Origin of the sequence: Clostridium bornimense (assembly GCF_000577895.1) — a bacterium.
In the GTDB taxonomy this organism is placed as follows: domain Bacteria; phylum Bacillota; class Clostridia; order Clostridiales; family Clostridiaceae; genus Clostridium_AN; species Clostridium_AN bornimense.
Genome location: NZ_HG917868.1, coordinates 2,535,081 through 2,553,641, shown reverse-complemented (window position 1 = coordinate 2,553,641; position 18,561 = coordinate 2,535,081). Strand labels below are relative to the sequence as shown.

Genomic DNA, 18,561 nt, shown 5'->3' with positions numbered 1-18,561 from the left:
ATGAATGAAATAGTGATTAGTACATTAGAGCAAGGATTAATATTTGCTATTGTAGCAATAGGTGTTTATATAACTTATAAAATATTAGATTTTCCAGACTTATCTGTAGATGGAACATTTCCATTAGGTGCAGCAGTATGCGCTTTTGGACTTATGAGAGATATAAATCCATTTTTATGTTGTTTTCTAGCTTTTTTATCAGGATGTATAGGAGGTCTCTTCACAGGAATATTAAATGTTAAATTAAAGATAGATGCTCTTATGAGTGGTATCTTAGTCATGACTGGTTTATATTCTATTAATTTAAGAGTAATGGGAAAATCGAACGTTCCGTTTTTTGGTAAGGAATTAGTATTTAATGAAAAAGTTAATAAGCTTATTGTGATAATAGTCATTTTAGCAATAGTTAAGATATTATTTGATTTATTTTTAAAAACAAAAAAAGGATTTTTATTAATAGCGGTTGGAGATAATGATCAAATGGTTACATCTCTTGGTGTTAGTAAAGATAATATTAAAATTTTAGGGCTTGTAATTTCAAATGGTTTTGTATCATTAGGAGGAGCAATGACAGCACAATATCAGGGATATGCGGAAGTAAGTATGGGAACAGGAGTAGTAGTTATGGGACTAGCTGCTGTTATTATTGGATCAACTATTCTTGGGAAAGTTTCCTTCATCAAAGGGACAACTCTTGCTATTGTAGGAGCTGTGGTTTATAAGGTAGCAATGGCTGTAGCATTACAATTTAGAATAGAACCTCAGGATTTGAAGCTTATTACAGCGATAATCATAATAGTGGCTCTTAGTTGCAATGGAAAATTGTTTTCCTTTAAAAGAAAAGTAAGAGGTGGTGAAAAAGTTGCTACAAATTAATAATTTATCTAAAATATTTTATAAAGGAACAGTAAATGAAAATAGTATTTTTAATAAGTTCGATTTTACTGCCAATGAAGGAGATTTTATTTCTATTATAGGTAGTAATGGGGCGGGAAAATCTACACTTCTTAATCTTATAGCTGGTTCTATCATGGCTGATGAAGGATCTATTTTGTTAGATGGAGAAGAGGTTATAAATAAAAAGGAACATTATAGAGCTAAGAAGATAGGAAGAGTTTTTCAAAATCCTTTTCAAGGTGTATGTTCAAATATGACGATACTTGAAAACATGTCTTTGGCTTTTAATAAAGGAAAATCATACAATCTAACATTAGGTATAAATAAGAAAAATATCAATGGATTTAGAGAACAATTAAAAAGGATAGATCTTGGTTTAGAAGATAAACTATATAATAAAGTTGGATTATTATCAGGAGGACAAAGACAAGCAATATCGTTATTAATGGCCGTAATGAGTAGGCCCAAAGTGCTTTTATTAGATGAACATACAGCAGCATTAGATCCTAAAACATCGGAAAAAATAATGACAATAACTAGAGAGCTAGTAGAGGAAAATAAAATAACAACTCTTATGGTGACACATAATCTTAATCATGCTATTGCAAGTGGAAACAGGCTTATAATGATGCACAAAGGTGAAGTGGTGGTTGATATTGGAGAGAAAGATAAGATGGGGCTAACTACTGATAAACTCATGAAAGAATTTGAACATGCTCATGTTAAAGAAGCTTTGAGTGATAGAAGCTTGTTGGTATAATCAGTGCACAAGTAAGGTTAAAATTCCTCTTTGAGAGGAATTTTATTATAATCCTGCGGATGGCATGGAAATTTATTATATAGACTATGTATTTATACATAAAATACATATATAAAACTATTATAGTTAAGTGTTGATAAATCTACCTGTGCCATGTGCCATCATACTTGTGCCCTGTTAATTAATATTGATACTTTCTATAGTTATTGTAAAGAATATATTTATGGATGTGTTTATAATTAAGATACGAGGAGTTTTATACATGAAGGTATTAAGAGAAGATTTTTATGGAAGGGATACATTAACGGTAGCTAGGGAATTACTAGGTAAATATTTAATTAGAATTATTGATGGAAAATATGTAGGTGGGAAAATAGTAGAGACAGAGGGATATTTAGGTGTAAATGATAAGGCAGCTCATGCTTATGGAGGCAAAGTTACTGAAAGGGTAAAACCTATGTATGAAAGGGCAGGTACTTCATATGTTTATAGTATTTATGGTATGTATTATTGTTTAAATACTATAACTGAGAAAGAGGGAATTCCACAGGGAGTATTAATAAGGGCAATTGAACCATTAATAGGTCTAGATAAGATATCTATCAATAGAACGAAGAAAAAAGATGAAAAAACTTTCGAAAGGTTAACTAAAAAAGAAAGATTAAATTTAACCTCAGGACCTTCAAAGTTATGTTTGGCTTTGGATATTGATAAAAGATTTAATAATGTATTGCTTTGGGGTGGAGAACTTTTTATTGTTGATAATGATGATGAAGTAAAAAAGTTAATAGAAAAAGAAGCGGAACCTTGTGGCAGAATAGTTAAAAGTAAAAGAATAGGAATAGATTACGCAGAAGAAGCTAGAGATTTTTTATACAGGTTTTATTATGAAGAAAATCCTTATGTATCTGTAAAGGATAAAAAACCAGTATATTTAGATGTGTAAAAGTTAAGTTTATCCACAGTTGCAATGAAAAAATTCGTTGTACCTGTGGATAAACTTTTTTATTGTTAGTAAATATAGGTTTAGAGAAATTTATTATATCATAATTGTATAATCATAACAAACTTATCATTAAAAATATTATAGATTTATATAGATTAATAATGCTAATAGAATTCCATCTATAAAGAATAGAGATAAAGCTAGTAATAGATTTAAAGTATTTTTAGATAGTTTTTTATTTTCCATCATAATATCACCTCTTGGTAAATTATTGACAGAATTTCTATATAAAATTCGTATTTATAAATAATATTATTGACAAAATAAGATAAAGTGGTATCATTAAGTTACACACCCCCCATAGGAGGGGGGTATTATGTAGGAGGAAATATGAATAAAGATAAAAAAATGATTTTACAATGCTTAAAGACTTGTAGAGGGCAGATAGATGGAATAATAAAGATGATTGAAGATGAAAGATATTGTATTGATATATCTAATCAAATAATATCTGCTCAAGGTTTATTAAAAAAATCTAATAGTATGATATTAAAGAATCATTTAAATCATTGTGTTAAAGAAGCAATGCATGAGGATAATGCAGAAGAGAAAATAGATGAAGTTATAGATATATTAGGTAAACTTTTAGGAAAGTAAGGAGAATTAGATGAAAAAAGAATTAAAAATAGAAGGAATGACTTGCGCTGCTTGTGTAAAAGCTGTGGAAAGAACAGTAAAAAAGTTACCAGGTATAAATGAGGCAACAGTAAATCTTTCTACAGAAAGGTTATTAGTTGATTTTAATAATAAAGAAGTATCAATAGATAGAATTAAAGAGGCTATTGATAAAAAGGGATATAAAGCATTAGAGTTAGAGGAAAAAAGTAAAAGTCCAGAAGAAATATTAAATGAAATGAAATCAAGATTAATATTATCGATGATATTTGCTATTCCACTATTATTAATAGCGATGGTTCCTATGTTTATTCCTGCATTAGACAAGATAGCGATGAACCATTTATCAGTATTTGCAACTATACAATTAATATTAGTTATTCCAGTAATAATAGTGGGAAGAAGTTACTTTATACATGGATTTAAGAATATAGTGAAGTTATCACCGAATATGGATTCATTGATAGCAATGGGAACATCAGCAGCATTTATATATTCTTTATTTAATACCATTAGAATATATACTGGGGTTCATACAATGAATCTCTATTACGAATCAGCTGGGGTAATATTGGCATTAATAACTCTAGGGAAGTATCTAGAATCTATAGCAAAAGGAAGAACTAAAGATGCTATTAAAAAGCTTATAGATTTATCACCTAAGGAAGCTACAATTTTAAAAGACAATATTGAAAAGAAAGTTAAGTTTGAAGATATAAAAGTAGGAGATATTATTGTAGTTAAACCAGGAGAAAAGATACCGGTAGATGGGGTAGTTATATTAGGTGAAACATCTATAGATGAGTCGATGCTTACAGGTGAAAGTATTCCAGTTGAAAAAGAGATTGGATCTAATATTATTGGCGGTAGTTTAAATAAAAATGGAAGAATTCAATATAAGGCTACTAGGGTAGGAAAAGATACGACTTTATCTCAAATAATAAAAGTAGTAGAAGAAGCTCAAGGATCTAAGGCTCCAATAGCAAAATTAGCAGATATTATTTCAGGATACTTTGTTCCTATAGTTATGACATTAGCTATTATTGCAGCATTATCATGGTATTTCTTTGGTGGAGAGAGTTTAAGTTTTGCTATTACTATTTTTGTATCAGTATTAGTTATAGCGTGTCCATGTGCTTTAGGCTTAGCCACACCGACAGCTATAATGGTTGCTAGCGGTAGAGGTGCAGAAAATGGAATTTTAATAAAAGGTGGAGAAGCATTAGAAATAGCAGGTAAAATTAATACTATTGTTTTTGATAAAACAGGAACACTTACAAAAGGAGAGCCTACAGTTACTGATGTTATTGGCTTTGCAGTGTCAGAGAAAGAAGTTCTTGAGATTGCAACTTCATTGGAAAAACATTCAGAGCATCCATTAGGAGAAGCAATAGTGAGAAAAGGTAATGAAGATAATGTTGAAGTTTTTGATGTAGAAGGATTTAAGGCACTTGTCGGTAGAGGCGTAGAAGGAAAAATCTCAGGGAAAGAATATTTTGTTGGTAATGATAGATTAGTAAAGGAAAAAAATCTTTATAGTGATGAGTTAGATGCATTGGTAAATAAATTATCTAGAGAAGGAAAAACGCCGATGATTCTTATCAGTGATAAGGTGTTAGGAGTAATTGCTGTTAGTGATGTGGTAAAAGAAACTTCTAAAAAAGCAATAGAATTATTGCATAGAAAAGGTATAGAAGTTGTTATGATAAGTGGAGATAAAACGGAAACTTGTGAATATATAGGTAATTTAGTGGGAATAGATAAAGTTTATGGAGGTGTTCTTCCGGAGAAAAAAGCTGAAGTAGTAAAAGAACTTCAGGGAGTTGGAAAAAAGGTAGCTATGGTTGGTGATGGTATTAATGATGCACCAGCATTAGCGCAAAGTGATGTAGGGATTGCTATAGGCGGAGGTACAGATATTGCTATAGAAAGTGCTGATATAGTACTTATGAGAAGTGATATTTTAGATGTAGCCGTTGCTATAAATCTTAGCAGAAAGACTATAAGAAACATAAAAGAAAATTTAGGATGGGCTTTTGGGTATAATATTCTTGGAATACCATTTGCAATGGGTGTATTTCACATATTTGGTGGACCGCTATTAAATCCAATGATAGGAGCCTTAGCCATGAGTTTATCATCGGTATCAGTGCTTTTAAATGCATTAAGATTAAAAAGAGTTAAGATTAAAGAGGAGTAAAAATGAATAAAATTATTAAAATTGAAGGAATGAGTTGTGAAAAGTGTGTGGCACATGTAAAGGATGCTTTAGAAGAAGTGTCAGGAATTGAAAAGGTTACTGTAGACTTAAAAGAAGGTAAAGCAATAATAGAAGGAAATGACGTAAGTGATGAAGTTATAAAAGAAGTTATTGAAGATGAAGGATACGATGTTATTTCGATAAATTAATTGTGAATTAAATTTATAAAGAGCTGTTGCACAGGTGTGTAGCAGCTTTTTTGGTAAGTTTGATAAATCAAGGCCTTGGTAATATAAATTGAATCAACTTATATCACCAGAGCCCCATTTTTATAATTATTTTTGAAATTTAATATAATTGTGAATTGTGCAGTGACAATTGTGAATTGTTTAAAGTTTTCTTCCCATCATTACGCCCATTGCTGATGCCATCATTAAACCTCTTGTCCATCCACTTGAATCTCCAAGGCAATGAAGTCCTTTAATATTTGTTTCAAAATTTTCATCTAGAGCTATTCGATTACTATAGAATTTTATTTCTGGTCCATAAAGTAAAGTTTCTCTACTAGCGAAACCAGGAACAACAGTGTTCATAGCTTCTATAAAATTAAGAATGTTAGTTAGTGTTCTATAAGGAAGAGCTGAAGTTAAGTCACCAGCTTCGGCATCAGGTAGAGTATGTTTTACATTTGATTGATATAATTCATGTGGCCAAGTTCTCTTACCGTCAAGTATATCTCCATATCTTTGAACAAGGATACTTCCATTCCCAAGCATATTAACAAGTTCAGCAACTTTCTTACCATATTCGATAGGTTCATTAAATGGCTCAGCAAAATTGTGAGAACTTAATATTGCTAAATTAGTATTGTTAGATTTTTTATCTTTATATGAATGACCATTTACTATAGCTAGGTTATTATCATAATTCTCCTGACTAACAAATCCACCAGGATTTTGACAGAAGGTTCTAACTTTATCTCTAAATGGAGCAGGATAACCAATAAGTTTTGATTCATAAAGTACGTTATTAACGCTATCCATTACTTCATTTCTAAGCTCAACTCTTACACCAATATCAACAGGACCAGCGCTATGTTTTATATTATGTTCTACACACATGTCTTTAAGCCAATCTGAACCTTTTCTACCAGTAGCTATAACTACTTTATCACTAAATACTTTTTCATCTTTTGTTTTTGTCATAGAGTCAGAAAGTAAAACACCTTTAATTTCATTTTCTTCTATTATGAGATTTTTAACAATAGTGTCAAATTTAATAGTAACACCATTATCTATTAAATATTTTTGAATCCTAGAATATATTTCATGTGCTTTTTCAGTACCTAGATGTCGTATAGGACAATCAACTAATTTTAGATTACCTTCAATAGACTTACGTCTTATTTCTTTTATCTCATCGTCATTACCTATACCTTCGATTTTTGTATCTGCACCAAAATTTAGGTATATACCATCAGTATAATCAATATAGCTTTGAACTTCATTTGCACCAACTAATTCTGGAAGGTCACCACCAACTTCATAGCTTAAAGAAAGTTTTCCATCAGAAAAAGCACCAGCTCCAGAAAAACCTGATGTAATGTGACAGTATGGTTTGCATTTTACACATTTATTAGTTTTTATTTTTGGACAGAATCTTTTATCGATACTTCTGCCACCTTCAATTAATAGGATATTTGAATTAGGCTTGTTTTTATTTAATTCATAGGCTGTAAATATTCCCGCTGGACCAGCACCTACTATTATTACGTCATAATTCATCAATAACAACTCCTTATAAAATAATGATAGATACTTATAGCGTAGAGCAATTTACGGTAGCTCAGTAGAGACATCCTAACCATATCATAGGACTTATATAAGCGAACAATTATTTATTTTTAAGTATTAATGTTCTTAATACAATAAAATTTTATATCATAAGATGAATTTAATCAATAGTTTTTTTATGAAAATACGTACAATATTAATAAAATAAATAATTAGTAGAAATTATCTTATAATAATTATTATTGAAAAATAATAGAATATATTATATTATCTATTATAAGATTTACATATTTGGAGGTATAGTGATGGAAATAAAAGATAAAGTATTAGAAGCATTAAAAAATTCAGCAGAGCCTATGAAAGGTGGAGAAATTGCTGAAGCTACAGGGATAGATAAAAAAGAAGTAGATAAGGCAATAAAAGCTTTAAAGACAGAAGGAACAATAATATCTCCTAAGAGATGTTATTATGGAATAGCAGAATAGTTTTATTTAAGAAAGAGGCTGTCGCATGGCAAATGAAAATTTGTAGGCGAGGGCCTTTTTTAGTGCACTGATAATTGTGCACTGTTTGTATAATTTATTATGCCACAGTTCCTTTTTGCTATAGTTATATATATATGATACAAATAATATAATACATATTATTATGGAGGGAAAAGAATGATTAGAGAATTTAAAGTTAATAAAAAAAATGGAGATACGGTAAAAATAATAATGAAAGAGTTAGATTTAGCATATATTGAAAAGATAATGAATTTACAAGAGAACATTTTAAATGGTATAGAGAATAAAGAAATTTATGCAGCTTCAACTACTGAAGAGTTTGAGGAAGTAATTTTAAGTAAGGGTAAGATTATAGGGTGTGTAACTGAAGAAGATGATTTAATAGCAATGGGGGTTTATGTTGAAAATGGATATGGTGATCATAATTATGGTTATGATTTAGAAATTCAGGGTGAAGAGCTTTTAAAAGTGTGTCAGATTGAATCTACTGTAGTGGATGAAGTTTATAGAGGAAACAGGCTACAAAAAATTATTTGTGAAATTATTGAAAATATAGCTAGAGAGAGAAAAATGAAATTGATAACAGCAACAGCATCACCGTACAATCCATATAGTGTAAATACATTTAAGGGTTTAGGATATGAGATAAAGAAGGATAAATTAAAATATGGTGGATTAAGAAGATATATATTAGCAAAAAATGTATAAATAAGAATTAAAAAATTCCTTTACTAATGATACAATTAAAGTATAGTTAGGGAGAGGGTTAATTATGAGAAAAAAAGTTTTGTTCACTTTTGGATTTAAGAAAGAAGATAAGAAATTTATAGAGTCTTTAGGATATGAGATATATGAAGAAAATGAGAGGAATCTATATTTTAAGGATTATATGGAAGAAGTAGAGGTATTAGTTTGTTATAATCCTTTTGCGACTTTAGATATAAGAAAAATGAAAAAATTGAAATGGATTCAACTTTCATCAATAGGTGTAGATCAACTTGCTGGGTTTAAATCATATATTGAAGAAAATAATATAGTAGTTTCTAATAATAAAGGTGGTTATAGTATTGCCATCGGTGAATGGATAGTACTAAATATATTGGAAATCTATAAAAAGAGAAAAGAAGTTTATAAAAATCAAGAAAATATGAAATGGAAATTAATTTATAATATGCCTGAAATTTATGGAAAGACTATAGGGTTTATTGGGACCGGAACTCTTGCAGTAGAAGCAGCAAAAAGACTTCAAGGTTTTGGAGCTACTATAGTTGGATTAAATACTAATGGTACAAATAGAGAGTATTTTAATTATTGTTATCAAAATAATGATATTGAAAAAATGATACCTATTTGTGATGTAGTAGTAGTTACAATTCCATATACAAAAGAAACATATAAGTTTATTGATGAGAGAAAATTATCATTAATGAAAAAAGATAGCATATTAATTAATGTTGCAAGAGGCGAAGTTATAGATGAAGATGCTTTATATAAATATCTTAAGGAGAAAAAAATTAAGGCAGCTGCTTTAGATGTCTTTTATAAAGAACCATTGCCTGTAGACAATGAATTATGGAAATTAGACAATGTAATAATAACTGCACATAATTCATGGCTCACAAAGGAAACTTTTGATAGAAGATGGGATTTTTACAAAAGCAATCTTATTAGATATATAAATGAAGAAAAGGTAGAAAATATTGTAGATTTTAACAAAGGTTATTAAGTGGTATTAAAAAACGCATTTTGATGTTGTTATTAATATATTTTGTGGTATAATATAAATAAAAGGAGGGGTAGAACTATATGATATATTTTTTATGGGCTGTAATAATAATAGCGGCTGTAACTATTGATGTATGTAGTAGTAATTTATTATTTGTATGGTTTGGGCTTGGGGCGCTAGTTGCAATTCTATTAAATGTACTAGGAGTACCATTTGTTGTACAAGTTATAGTTTTTGTATTATTAGGTATTATTCTAACATTAATCTTTTATCCGATCTTTAAAAAGAAATTAAAAGAGATTCCAAAGACCTTGACAAGAGAAGAAGAGATGATAGGTAAAGAGTTTATTGCAAAAACAGATATTGAAAGTACAGGTTCAGTAATGATAGATGGTACTTATTGGACTGTAATAAACGAAGGAAAAGCTATTAAAGCTGGAGAAAGTTATATAATCACAGGTATAGTGGGAACTAAGTTCACTATAAAAAGTAAATAGGAGGGAAATATATGTTAGTTTTTTTAATCATTTTAGGGGTAATTTTAATAGTATCTTTAATAAGTTCAATTAAAATAGTTAATACTGGACAAGTATTTGTAGTAGAAAGATTAGGACAATTCAATAAATTACTAGAACCAGGGTGGCATTTCTTAATACCATATGTAGACTTTGTAAGAAGAAGGGTATCAACAAAACAACAAATTATAGATATTCAACCACAAACAGTTATAACTAAAGATAACGTTAATATTCAAATTGATAATGTTATATTCTATAAAGTTATTAATGCAAAAGATGCAGTATATAACATAGAAAATTATATGGAAGGTATAAGATATGCAACTATTACTAACATGAGAAATATAGTTGGAGAAATGACATTAGATGAAGTTTTATCAGGAAGAGATAGAATAAACTCTAAACTTTTAACTATAGTAGATGAAATTACAGATGCATATGGTATAAAACTTCTTTCAGTAGAAATTAAAAATATTCTTCCACCAAGAGAAATTCAAGAAGCAATGGAAAAGCAAATGAAAGCTGAAAGAAATAAAAGAGCTGTTATTTTAGAGGCAGAAGGTGCTAAGCAAGCTGAAATTGCTAGAGCAGAAGGTGAAAAGCAATCTAGAATATTAGAAGCAGAAGCTGAAAAAGAAGCAAATATAAGAAGAGCAGAAGGGCTTAGAGAAGCTCAACTGTTAGAAGCACAAGGTAAAGCTGATGCTATAGAAGCAGTGGCAAAAGCGGAAGCAGAAGCTATAAAGAAAGTAAATGCTGCGATTATTGAATCAGGTACAAATGAAACAGTAATAGCATTAAAACAAGTTGAAGCACTTAAAGAAATGGCTAATAATCCAGCTAACAAGCTTATTTTACCAAATGAAACACTATCATCACTTGGTAGCATTGCAGCTATTGGAGAAATGCTTAAAAAATAAATCTTGTAATTTGTAAAAGAATAGTGTAATATATATGTAAATAAATTACTTCTGTTAAAGGGGAGTAGCTACCTAAATTTTTATTTAGGGATAGTTTTCAACAACCGGTATATTTTATGCCTGGAAGCTATCGCACTTAATTAGTGATGCAAGACCTTTAGCACAACGTTTTTGTTGTGCTAAAGGTCTTTTTTATTTGTTACTATCAAGGAGGTAAAAAAATGAATTATTTTAGCAAAAGTACAGAAGAAACGTTGAAATCATTGGGATCTTCGAAAGAAGGGGGGATTAAGGAAACAGATATTTCCAAGTTAAGGGAAAAGCATGGATATAATGAATTTACTAAAGCACCAGCAGATGGGCTTATAAAGAGAATTATTAATTCATTATGTGAACCAATGATGCTTATATTGTTAGTTGCATTAGCAATAACAGTTATTATAAACATCATGAAAATTATTCAAGGTCAGCCTACAGAATGGATTGAAACTATAGGTATAATTTTAGCTATTTCACTTTCAGTTGGTATAAGTTTAGTTACTGAAGGAAAGTCTCAAAAAGCTTTTGATTCATTAAATGATATTAGTGAAGGTATTCTAATTAAAGTAATTCGTGATGGTGGATTAAAACAAATACCTAAAAATGAATTGTTACCAGGAGATATAGTTATTATTGAAACTGGAGATAAAATTCCAGCGGATGGAAGACTTTTAGAAACAACAGATCTTCAAATAGATGAGTCTATGTTAACTGGTGAAAGTATGATGGTTAAGAAAGATAGTAATGCTATCTTAACTGATGAAAAAACTCCTTTAGCAGAAAGAAAGAATATGGTTTATTCTGGAACATATGCAACTTTTGGACAAGGTCTTATGGTAGTAACTGAAATTGGTGATGCTACTGAAATGGGTGCAATAGCAAGAGAAATTCAAGGAAATAATCAAGGAAGTACACCTCTTCAAGAGAAGTTGGCTAATCTTGGTAAAAACATTGCTAAGATCGGTATAGTTGTTGCTACAGTAGTATTTGTAATAAAAATACTTAGATTGGTATCAACAGGAACTCTAAATATTGATACTGTTGGTGAAGCGTTAACTACTAGTATAGCTCTTATTGTAGCATCTGTGCCAGAGGGACTTCCAACAATAGTAGCTGCTACTTTAGCTCTTAATGTTATGAAATTAGCTAAAAATAACGCATTAGTAAAAAAGATTGTAGCTTGTGAAACTATAGGTTCTGTAAATGTTATTTGTTCTGATAAGACAGGTACATTAACTAAAAATGAAATGACAGTTATCGATGTTTTCCATAATGGAAAATTAACATCTCCAAAAGAACTAGATAACGATCATATGATAATGAATTATAGAGTTAATAGTTCTGCTCAATTAGAAGAAGATAATGGTAATAAAAAGTATGTTGGAAATCCAACAGAGGTAGCTCTTTTAACATCTATAATGGATGTACCAGAAAGGGAAGTAGAAAGAATACATCAATATCCATTTAGTTCAGATAAAAAATATATGTCTAGTATTATAAGAGATAATGGTGAGATTGTTCTTTATGCAAAAGGAAGTCCGGAAAAAATATTATCTTTTTCTACTAAAGTAATGATAGATGGTAAAATTTTAGATTTAACTGAAGATGTACAAAAAATATAGAAGATGAAATTCAAAATGTACAAGCACAGGCAAGAAGAACTCTTGGATTCGCTCATAAAACTTTAACTAAAGAGTATAATTGGGAAGAATCTGAAACTATAATAGCTGAAGAAATGATTTTTGATGGGTTTGTTTCTATAGCGGATCCTATAAGAGATGATGTATATGGAGCTGTTGAAACTTGTCATAAAGCAGGAATAGATATTAAAATGCTTACTGGTGATAATATTGTTACAGCTAGAGCTATAGCAAAAGATTTAGGGTTATTAGAAGAGGACTCAATAGTTTGTGAAGCTGTTGATATAGATGCTATGAGTGATGAAGAGTTAAGAAAGGCTCTACCAAAAATAAAAGTTATTGCTAGAAGTAAACCTCTTACAAAGATGAGAGTAGTAGAAACATTAATAGCTCTTGGAAATTCTGTTGGTGTTACTGGTGATGGTATTAATGATGCTCCAGCATTAAAGAAATCCGATGTTGGTATAGCAATGGGTATTACAGGTACAGAGGTATCTAAAGAAGCAGCAGATATGGTTCTTCTAGATGATTCTTTTACAACTATAGTAAAAGCAGTAGGGTGGGGACGTGGAGTATATGAAAACTTCCAAAAGTTTATTCAATTCCAACTTACTGTTAACGTAGCAGCAGTTATAACTGTACTTTTATCAGAAATATTTAATTTTGGTTCTCCATTTACTCCTCTTCAATTATTATGGATTAACATAATAATGGATGGTCCTCTAGCTATTACTTTAGGAATAGAAGCAATGAGAAAAAATATTATGAATGATAAACCAATAAAGAGAGATGCAAGTATAATAACAAAATCAATGATTACGAAGATAATTATTGGTGGAGTTTATATAGTTGCTATGATATTCTTGCTTATGAATACAAATATTTTAGGTGGTACAGAAGCAGAACAACCAACATTAGTATTTAATGCTTTTGTTTTATTTGCACTATTTAATGTATTTAATTCTAGAAGACTTGATAATGAAAGTGTAATTAAAGGATTCTTTTCAAATAAAGTTTTATTAGAAGTATTTGCAGGAGTATTTGTAATACAAGTTTTAGCTACACAATTTTTAGGTAGTATATTTAATACTGTACCATTAAGCTTTACAATGTGGATTAAAGTAATAGCATACTCTTTTACTATTGTAGTTTTAGGTGAAGTTATTAGATTTGTAAAAAGAATATTAGATAAAAAGAAAGCATAACTCTAAAAAGCTATTGGATATAAATTATATTCAGTAGCTTTTATTTAGATTAGAGGTTATTGTATAGCAGTGCACAATTATCAGTGCACAGTGAAGGATATTTTTCCCTATGAAAAAAAATTGTAGTCCTGCGGACAGTAAAATGTTTTTAGGTTTACTATAAGTGAAGAAATTATATTATAAGTCTAAGTTTCAAATTATATTGATAGTTTAAAACGTATAATTAAAGCGACATGCCAGTACAACTGGCATAAGCCCTTTGTAAAACATATTAATAGAATTTAAACTTATTAAGAAGCTAAGACCAAATTATGAATTAGAGTTTCACACTTATAATCTAAGAAATTCCGTAGGAATTTCAACCATCACTGTGCACTGATATATAATTGTGAATTGCCCAAAGTGGTTATACTGCCTCCATAATATGCATAAATTTATTATGTGATGCATAACAGGAGGGGATTTTTGTGTTATATGCATTGATATTGGCTGGAGGCAAAGGTACAAGATTATATCCACTTTCAAGAGAAGATAATCCTAAACAGTTTTTAAAGGTAATTAATGATAAGAGTTTTTTAAGAAATACTGTAGATAGAATTTTAAAATTAATTCCAAGAGAAAATATATATGTTGTAACAAACGAGAGATATTTAGATAAAGTTAAAGAAGAATTAAATGATATTAAGGAAGAAAACATATTCACAGAGCCACAAAATAAAGAAACTGCTACATGTATAGCATTATCAGCAGTAAAACTTGTGAAAAATGATAAGGATGCTAAGATGGTAGTACTACCATCAGATCATTATATACAGGGAGAAAGAGAATATTTAGATACAATACAAAGAGCTTTAGATATATCGGAAAGAAGACGAGGATTAGTTACTATTGGAATCAAACCTACGAGACCGGAGACGGGATATGGATATATAAAAGTAGGGGATAGAGTGAATAATAAGATAGGTACTTTTAGAGTTGAACAATTTATAGAAAAACCTAATCTTGAAGTAGCTACAGATTTTTATTATAGTAATAATTATTTATGGAATTCTGGTATGTTTGTATGGAGAGCAGATGTTTTTTTAAGAGAATTAGAAAGATATGTCCCAAAGATGTATAAAAATATGATGGAGATATATAAAGCAGTAAATACTAAAGAAGAAAAAAAAGTCATTGAAGACCAATACAATCTTATAGAAGGAATTTCTGTAGATTATGGTATAATGCAAAAAACAAGAAAAGCATATGTAATAGAAAGTGAATTTGTATGGGATGATATAGGAAATTTCAATTCATTAGGAAAATTTTTGTCAAATCAAAGATCAAATGGGATAAAGGGAGAAGTATTTACTAGTGAAAGTGAAAATTGCTTTGTATTTGGAGGAAAAAAGTTTATTATAACATTTGGAGTGGAAGATCTGATAATAGTAGATAGTGAAGATGTGTTACTTATAATGAGTAAAGATAAAGATCAAGATTTAAAACACTTAGTTGATATAATAAAACAAAATGATAAATTTAATAAATATATATAGATTATAAAGGAAGCTATTGCAAGATGTATAAATCTTATTATGCAAAGCTTCTTTTCTATATAAGAAATGGAGAAGGATTTTAATGAATAATTGTTGTGGTAATTGCAAAAGAGGATTATGTACAAAAGAAATATCTATTTTTTCATCGTTAGATTCTAGTGAACTAACAGAGATTATTGAAAAAATGATTCATAAGAAATTTAATAAAAATGATATTGTATTTTTAGAAGGGGAAAAAGCTAAAACTTTATATTTTCTTAATGTTGGTAAGATAAAAATTTATAAATATACTAAAGATGGAAAAGAACAAATATTACATATACTTTCAGAAGGAGATTTTTTTGGTGAATTAAATTTACTTAAGGAGTCTAAATATAGGTTTAATGCTAAGGCAATAGAAGAAAGTAAAATTTGTACATTAAGTAAAGAGAATTTTAAAGAGATTTTATTAGATAAACCTGAGATAGCAATTAAAATATTAGAAATAATGGGTGAGCGATTATCAGAGGTAGAAAATCTTGCACAAAATTTAGCCACTAATGATATTGATGCTAGAATTGCATTTTTATTGAAAGATTTATGTGATAAGTATGGTGAGTTTAATGAGAATAGTATAATTATTAATTTGCCATTAAATAGAGAAGATATGGCTAATTATGTAGGGGTTACGAGAGAAACTATAAGTAGAAAACTTAAAAAGTTTGAAGAAGAAGGGATAATAAAAATTGTTGGAACAAAGAAAATTGTAGTTATGGATGAAAAAGGATTAAAAAAATATATTTAAAAATTTGATTTGAATCACATTTTGTTTCTACATATTAATTTATACTAATAAAACAATACGTAGGAAATGTGAGGTAAGAAAATGAAAGAAATATATCTTAATGATTTAAATATAGAGTTAAAGAAATTATTAAATGGTAAGTGGATAGAAAGTGATAGTGATACATACATAGATATACACTCACCTTTAAATAATTCTTTATTAGGTAAAGTTCCAGCAATGAGTAAAGAAGAGGTAGATTTAGCTATAGAAAGTTGTAAAGAGGCTCAAAAGAAGTGGAAATTAACTAATATTTTTGAGAGATCAGAAATATTATATAAAGCAGCTGATATATTAGAAGAGAAAATTGATGAGTTATCAGAATTACTTATTATGGAGGTTGCAAAAGATAGAGAAAGTGCTAGATCAGAAGTTAATAGAACAGCTGATTTTATTAGATTTACAGCAGATACTGCTAAAAATATGCAAGGAGAAATTTTACAAGGTGATAGTTTTAAAGGTGGTACAAAAGACAAGATAGCAATGGTAACAAGAGAACCACTTGGTGTTGTTTTAGCAATATCACCATTTAATTATCCTGTTAATTTAGCAGCATCAAAAATAGCACCAGCCATTATAGGTGGTAATACTGTTATTTTTAAACCAGCAACACAAGGAAGCTTAAGTGGACTATATTTAGCAAATATTTTTCAAAAAGCAGGTGTTCCAGCTGGAGTTATTAATACAATAACAGGAAAAGGTAGTGAGATAGGAGACTATGTTGTTACACATCCTGATATTGATTTTATTAACTTTACAGGAAGTTCAGAGATAGGAGCTAGAATTTCTCAAATATCAAAAATGACACCTACATTAATGGAATTGGGTGGAAAGGATGCAGCTATTGTTTTAAAGGATGCTGATTTAGATTTGGCAGCAAAGAATATTGTTGCAGGTGCTTATTCATATTCTGGACAAAGATGTACAGCAATAAAGAGAGTATTAGTAGAAAATGAAGTTGCAGATAAGTTAGTGGAAAAGCTAAAAGAAAAAGTGGAAAAGCTAGTTGTAGGAAATCCATTAGAAAAACAAGTTGATATTGTACCACTTATAGATAATAAAAGTGCATTATTTGTAGAAGGATTGATTGAAGATGCTATAAAAAAGGGTGGAAAACTTATAGTAGGTGGGAAAAGAGAAGAAAATATAGTTTATCCAACACTTATTGATAATGTTAATGAAAAAATGGAATTAGCATGGGAGGAACCATTCGGACCAGTATTACCTATTTTAAGAGTAAATAATATAGAAGAAGCTATTGAAATAGCTAATAAATCTCAGTATGGATTGCAGTCATCTGTATTTACTGAAAATATAAATGATGCATTTTATATTGCTGGAAAGCTTGAAGTAGGAACTGTTCAAGTTAATAATAAGACAGAAAGAGGGCCAGATCACTTCCCATTTTTAGGCGTGAAGAACTCTGGTATAGGGGTTCAAGGAATAAGATATTCTATAGAAGCAATGAGTAGAGTTAAATCTACTGTAATTAATTTAAGAAAATAATAAATAATAAGATTAAACTTTACATTAGCAAAAGAGGAGAGTATATAGATATGAGTAATAAATGGAAGGGATTTAAGGAGTTAATAGTATTTGATAAAAAGAAAGAAGATGAATTAGTAACTTCATTTTATTTAAAAGCATCAGATGGATTAGAATTACCTAAGCATATACCAGGACAGTTTATTGCTATAAGAGTTGAAATGGAAGATGGTAAGTATAGTAGAACAAGACAATATACATTATCTATGGATTCTAATGAAGATTATTATAGAATTAGTGTAAAAAGAGAAGCAGAAGGTGATGTTAGTAAGTTGCTATGCGATAACATAAATATAGGAGACAAAATTCAAGGAAGTATTCCTATGGGGAAATTCATTTTAAAAGAAAGTGATGCACCACTAGTTTTAATTGGAGGAGGAATAGGAATAACACCAATGTTATCTATGGCTTATGCTACTATTGGGGCAAGTAGAAAAGTAAGCTTAATATATAGTTTAGGAAACTCAAATCATCATAGTTTTAAAGAAGAAATAGATGAGTTAGTGAATAAAAATAATAATATAGAATTAACAACAATTTATACAAGACCATTAGAAAAAGATAAATTAAATGAAGATTTTGATGTTCAAGGTAGAATAACAACACAATGGATGAAAAATAATCTTCCAAAGAATGGACAGTTTTATTTTTGTGGACCAATAGAATTTATGAGAACTATCTATAAAGGTCTAGTATCTATGAATGTAGAAAAAGATTTTATAAATTATGAGTTATTTGCACCAGGAGAAGATATAACTAAATAATAATATCTTATAGTAAGAAGATTGATTATAAATATTATTCTGAAATGACATATATAAACTACAACTAAA

17 protein-coding genes, 1 pseudogene and 1 riboswitch are annotated in these 18,561 nt (G+C 29.2%); of the genes and pseudogenes, 17 read left to right on the top strand and 1 reads right to left on the bottom strand.

The window, feature by feature from the left end; all coding sequences use genetic code 11:
* The 6 genes from CM240_RS11570 (at nt 1) to CM240_RS11545 (ending at nt 5,687) form a co-directional block, all read left to right on the top strand.
* Nucleotides 1-876 carry an ABC transporter permease gene (locus tag CM240_RS11570; protein WP_044039288.1) on the top strand — a complete coding sequence of 292 codons (876 nt, stop codon included), beginning with the start codon at nt 1-3 and terminating at the stop codon, nt 874-876.
* Nucleotides 863-1,657, top strand: a complete 795-nt coding sequence (locus CM240_RS11565; RefSeq protein WP_044039287.1) for an ABC transporter ATP-binding protein — start codon at nt 863-865, stop codon at nt 1,655-1,657. Before CM240_RS11570 ends, CM240_RS11565 begins: the two co-directional genes overlap by 14 nt.
* A 262-nt stretch (nt 1,658-1,919) precedes the next feature.
* The gene (locus CM240_RS11560; RefSeq protein ID WP_044039286.1) at nt 1,920-2,603 is read left to right on the top strand and encodes a DNA-3-methyladenine glycosylase; all 684 of its coding nucleotides are present in this window, start codon (nt 1,920-1,922) and stop codon (nt 2,601-2,603) included.
* A gap of 390 nt (nt 2,604-2,993) precedes the next feature.
* Complete coding sequence (locus tag CM240_RS11555) at nt 2,994-3,260, top strand: metal-sensing transcriptional repressor (protein WP_044039285.1); 267 nt, start codon at nt 2,994-2,996, stop codon at nt 3,258-3,260.
* A gap of 10 nt (nt 3,261-3,270) precedes the next feature.
* Nucleotides 3,271-5,478 carry a heavy metal translocating P-type ATPase gene (locus CM240_RS11550; RefSeq protein ID WP_051483818.1) on the top strand — a complete coding sequence of 736 codons (2,208 nt, stop codon included), beginning with the start codon at nt 3,271-3,273 and terminating at the stop codon, nt 5,476-5,478.
* 2 nt (nt 5,479-5,480) lie between these two features.
* Nucleotides 5,481-5,687 (top strand): heavy-metal-associated domain-containing protein, encoded by a 207-nt coding sequence (locus CM240_RS11545; protein WP_044039284.1) that lies wholly within the window; start codon nt 5,481-5,483, stop codon nt 5,685-5,687.
* 180 nt (nt 5,688-5,867) lie between these two features.
* On the opposite strand, the gene CM240_RS11540 is transcribed toward CM240_RS11545, so the two are convergent.
* Nucleotides 5,868-7,262, bottom strand: a complete 1,395-nt coding sequence (locus CM240_RS11540) for an NAD(P)/FAD-dependent oxidoreductase (protein WP_044039283.1) — start codon at nt 7,260-7,262, stop codon at nt 5,868-5,870.
* Between the two features lie 17 nt (nt 7,263-7,279).
* Nucleotides 7,280-7,383: riboswitch (purine riboswitch) on the bottom strand.
* Nucleotides 7,384-7,576: 193 nt separating this feature from the next.
* On the opposite strand from CM240_RS11540, the gene CM240_RS11535 reads away from it, so the two are divergent.
* The 11 genes and pseudogenes from CM240_RS11535 (at nt 7,577) to CM240_RS11490 (ending at nt 18,492) form a co-directional block, all read left to right on the top strand.
* The gene (locus CM240_RS11535; RefSeq protein WP_044039282.1) at nt 7,577-7,756 is read left to right on the top strand and encodes an HTH domain-containing protein; all 180 of its coding nucleotides are present in this window, start codon (nt 7,577-7,579) and stop codon (nt 7,754-7,756) included.
* Between the two features lie 177 nt (nt 7,757-7,933).
* A complete protein-coding gene (locus tag CM240_RS11530) occupies nt 7,934-8,485 on the top strand; it encodes a GNAT family N-acetyltransferase (RefSeq protein WP_044039281.1) in 552 nt (183 codons plus the stop codon).
* Nucleotides 8,486-8,549: 64 nt separating this feature from the next.
* Nucleotides 8,550-9,503 (top strand): NAD(P)-dependent oxidoreductase, encoded by a 954-nt coding sequence (locus CM240_RS11525; RefSeq protein ID WP_044039280.1) that lies wholly within the window; start codon nt 8,550-8,552, stop codon nt 9,501-9,503.
* An 80-nt stretch (nt 9,504-9,583) separates the two neighbouring features.
* On the top strand, nt 9,584-10,000 hold the full coding sequence (locus CM240_RS11520; protein ID WP_044039279.1) for an NfeD family protein: 417 nt from the start codon (nt 9,584-9,586) through the stop codon (nt 9,998-10,000).
* An 11-nt stretch (nt 10,001-10,011) separates the two neighbouring features.
* The gene (locus tag CM240_RS11515; protein WP_044039278.1) at nt 10,012-10,941 is read left to right on the top strand and encodes an SPFH domain-containing protein; all 930 of its coding nucleotides are present in this window, start codon (nt 10,012-10,014) and stop codon (nt 10,939-10,941) included.
* Nucleotides 10,942-11,162: 221 nt separating this feature from the next.
* A pseudogene (locus CM240_RS18020) lies at nt 11,163-12,700 on the top strand (cation-translocating P-type ATPase); the annotation flags it as partial.
* A 15-nt stretch (nt 12,701-12,715) separates the two neighbouring features.
* Nucleotides 12,716-13,825 carry an HAD-IC family P-type ATPase gene (locus tag CM240_RS18015; protein ID WP_156930547.1) on the top strand — a complete coding sequence of 370 codons (1,110 nt, stop codon included), beginning with the start codon at nt 12,716-12,718 and terminating at the stop codon, nt 13,823-13,825.
* A 467-nt stretch (nt 13,826-14,292) separates the two neighbouring features.
* Nucleotides 14,293-15,360 carry a mannose-1-phosphate guanylyltransferase gene (locus tag CM240_RS11505; protein ID WP_044039277.1) on the top strand — a complete coding sequence of 356 codons (1,068 nt, stop codon included), beginning with the start codon at nt 14,293-14,295 and terminating at the stop codon, nt 15,358-15,360.
* An 82-nt stretch (nt 15,361-15,442) separates the two neighbouring features.
* On the top strand, nt 15,443-16,144 hold the full coding sequence (locus CM240_RS11500) for a Crp/Fnr family transcriptional regulator (RefSeq protein ID WP_044039276.1): 702 nt from the start codon (nt 15,443-15,445) through the stop codon (nt 16,142-16,144).
* Between the two features lie 81 nt (nt 16,145-16,225).
* Nucleotides 16,226-17,689, top strand: coding sequence for an NADP-dependent glyceraldehyde-3-phosphate dehydrogenase (locus tag CM240_RS11495; RefSeq protein WP_051483817.1), 1,464 nt, complete (start codon nt 16,226-16,228; stop codon nt 17,687-17,689).
* Between the two features lie 50 nt (nt 17,690-17,739).
* Nucleotides 17,740-18,492: an FAD-binding oxidoreductase gene (locus CM240_RS11490; RefSeq protein WP_044039275.1), complete on the top strand. Its 753-nt coding sequence runs from the start codon at nt 17,740-17,742 to the stop codon at nt 18,490-18,492.
* Nucleotides 18,493-18,561: the final 69 nt, after the last annotated feature.

What these genes read in the sequence shown, in the direction of transcription:
- CM240_RS11570 (WP_044039288.1), top strand. Translation starts at nt 1, where the DNA reads ATGAATGAAATAGTGATTAGTACATTAGAGCAAGGATTAATATTTGCT.
- CM240_RS18015 (WP_156930547.1), top strand. Translation starts at nt 12,716, where the DNA reads ATGATTTTTGATGGGTTTGTTTCTATAGCGGATCCTATAAGAGATGAT.
- CM240_RS11550 (WP_051483818.1), top strand. Translation starts at nt 3,271, where the DNA reads ATGAAAAAAGAATTAAAAATAGAAGGAATGACTTGCGCTGCTTGTGTA.
- CM240_RS11520 (WP_044039279.1), top strand. Translation starts at nt 9,584, where the DNA reads ATGATATATTTTTTATGGGCTGTAATAATAATAGCGGCTGTAACTATT.
- CM240_RS11495 (WP_051483817.1), top strand. Translation starts at nt 16,226, where the DNA reads ATGAAAGAAATATATCTTAATGATTTAAATATAGAGTTAAAGAAATTA.
- CM240_RS11530 (WP_044039281.1), top strand. Translation starts at nt 7,934, where the DNA reads ATGATTAGAGAATTTAAAGTTAATAAAAAAAATGGAGATACGGTAAAA.
- CM240_RS11555 (WP_044039285.1), top strand. Translation starts at nt 2,994, where the DNA reads ATGAATAAAGATAAAAAAATGATTTTACAATGCTTAAAGACTTGTAGA.
- CM240_RS11535 (WP_044039282.1), top strand. Translation starts at nt 7,577, where the DNA reads ATGGAAATAAAAGATAAAGTATTAGAAGCATTAAAAAATTCAGCAGAG.
- CM240_RS11525 (WP_044039280.1), top strand. Translation starts at nt 8,550, where the DNA reads ATGAGAAAAAAAGTTTTGTTCACTTTTGGATTTAAGAAAGAAGATAAG.
- CM240_RS11515 (WP_044039278.1), top strand. Translation starts at nt 10,012, where the DNA reads ATGTTAGTTTTTTTAATCATTTTAGGGGTAATTTTAATAGTATCTTTA.
- CM240_RS11500 (WP_044039276.1), top strand. Translation starts at nt 15,443, where the DNA reads ATGAATAATTGTTGTGGTAATTGCAAAAGAGGATTATGTACAAAAGAA.
- CM240_RS11540 (WP_044039283.1), bottom strand. Translation starts at nt 7,262, where the DNA reads ATGAATTATGACGTAATAATAGTAGGTGCTGGTCCAGCGGGAATATTT.
- CM240_RS11490 (WP_044039275.1), top strand. Translation starts at nt 17,740, where the DNA reads ATGAGTAATAAATGGAAGGGATTTAAGGAGTTAATAGTATTTGATAAA.
- CM240_RS11545 (WP_044039284.1), top strand. Translation starts at nt 5,481, where the DNA reads ATGAATAAAATTATTAAAATTGAAGGAATGAGTTGTGAAAAGTGTGTG.
- CM240_RS11560 (WP_044039286.1), top strand. Translation starts at nt 1,920, where the DNA reads ATGAAGGTATTAAGAGAAGATTTTTATGGAAGGGATACATTAACGGTA.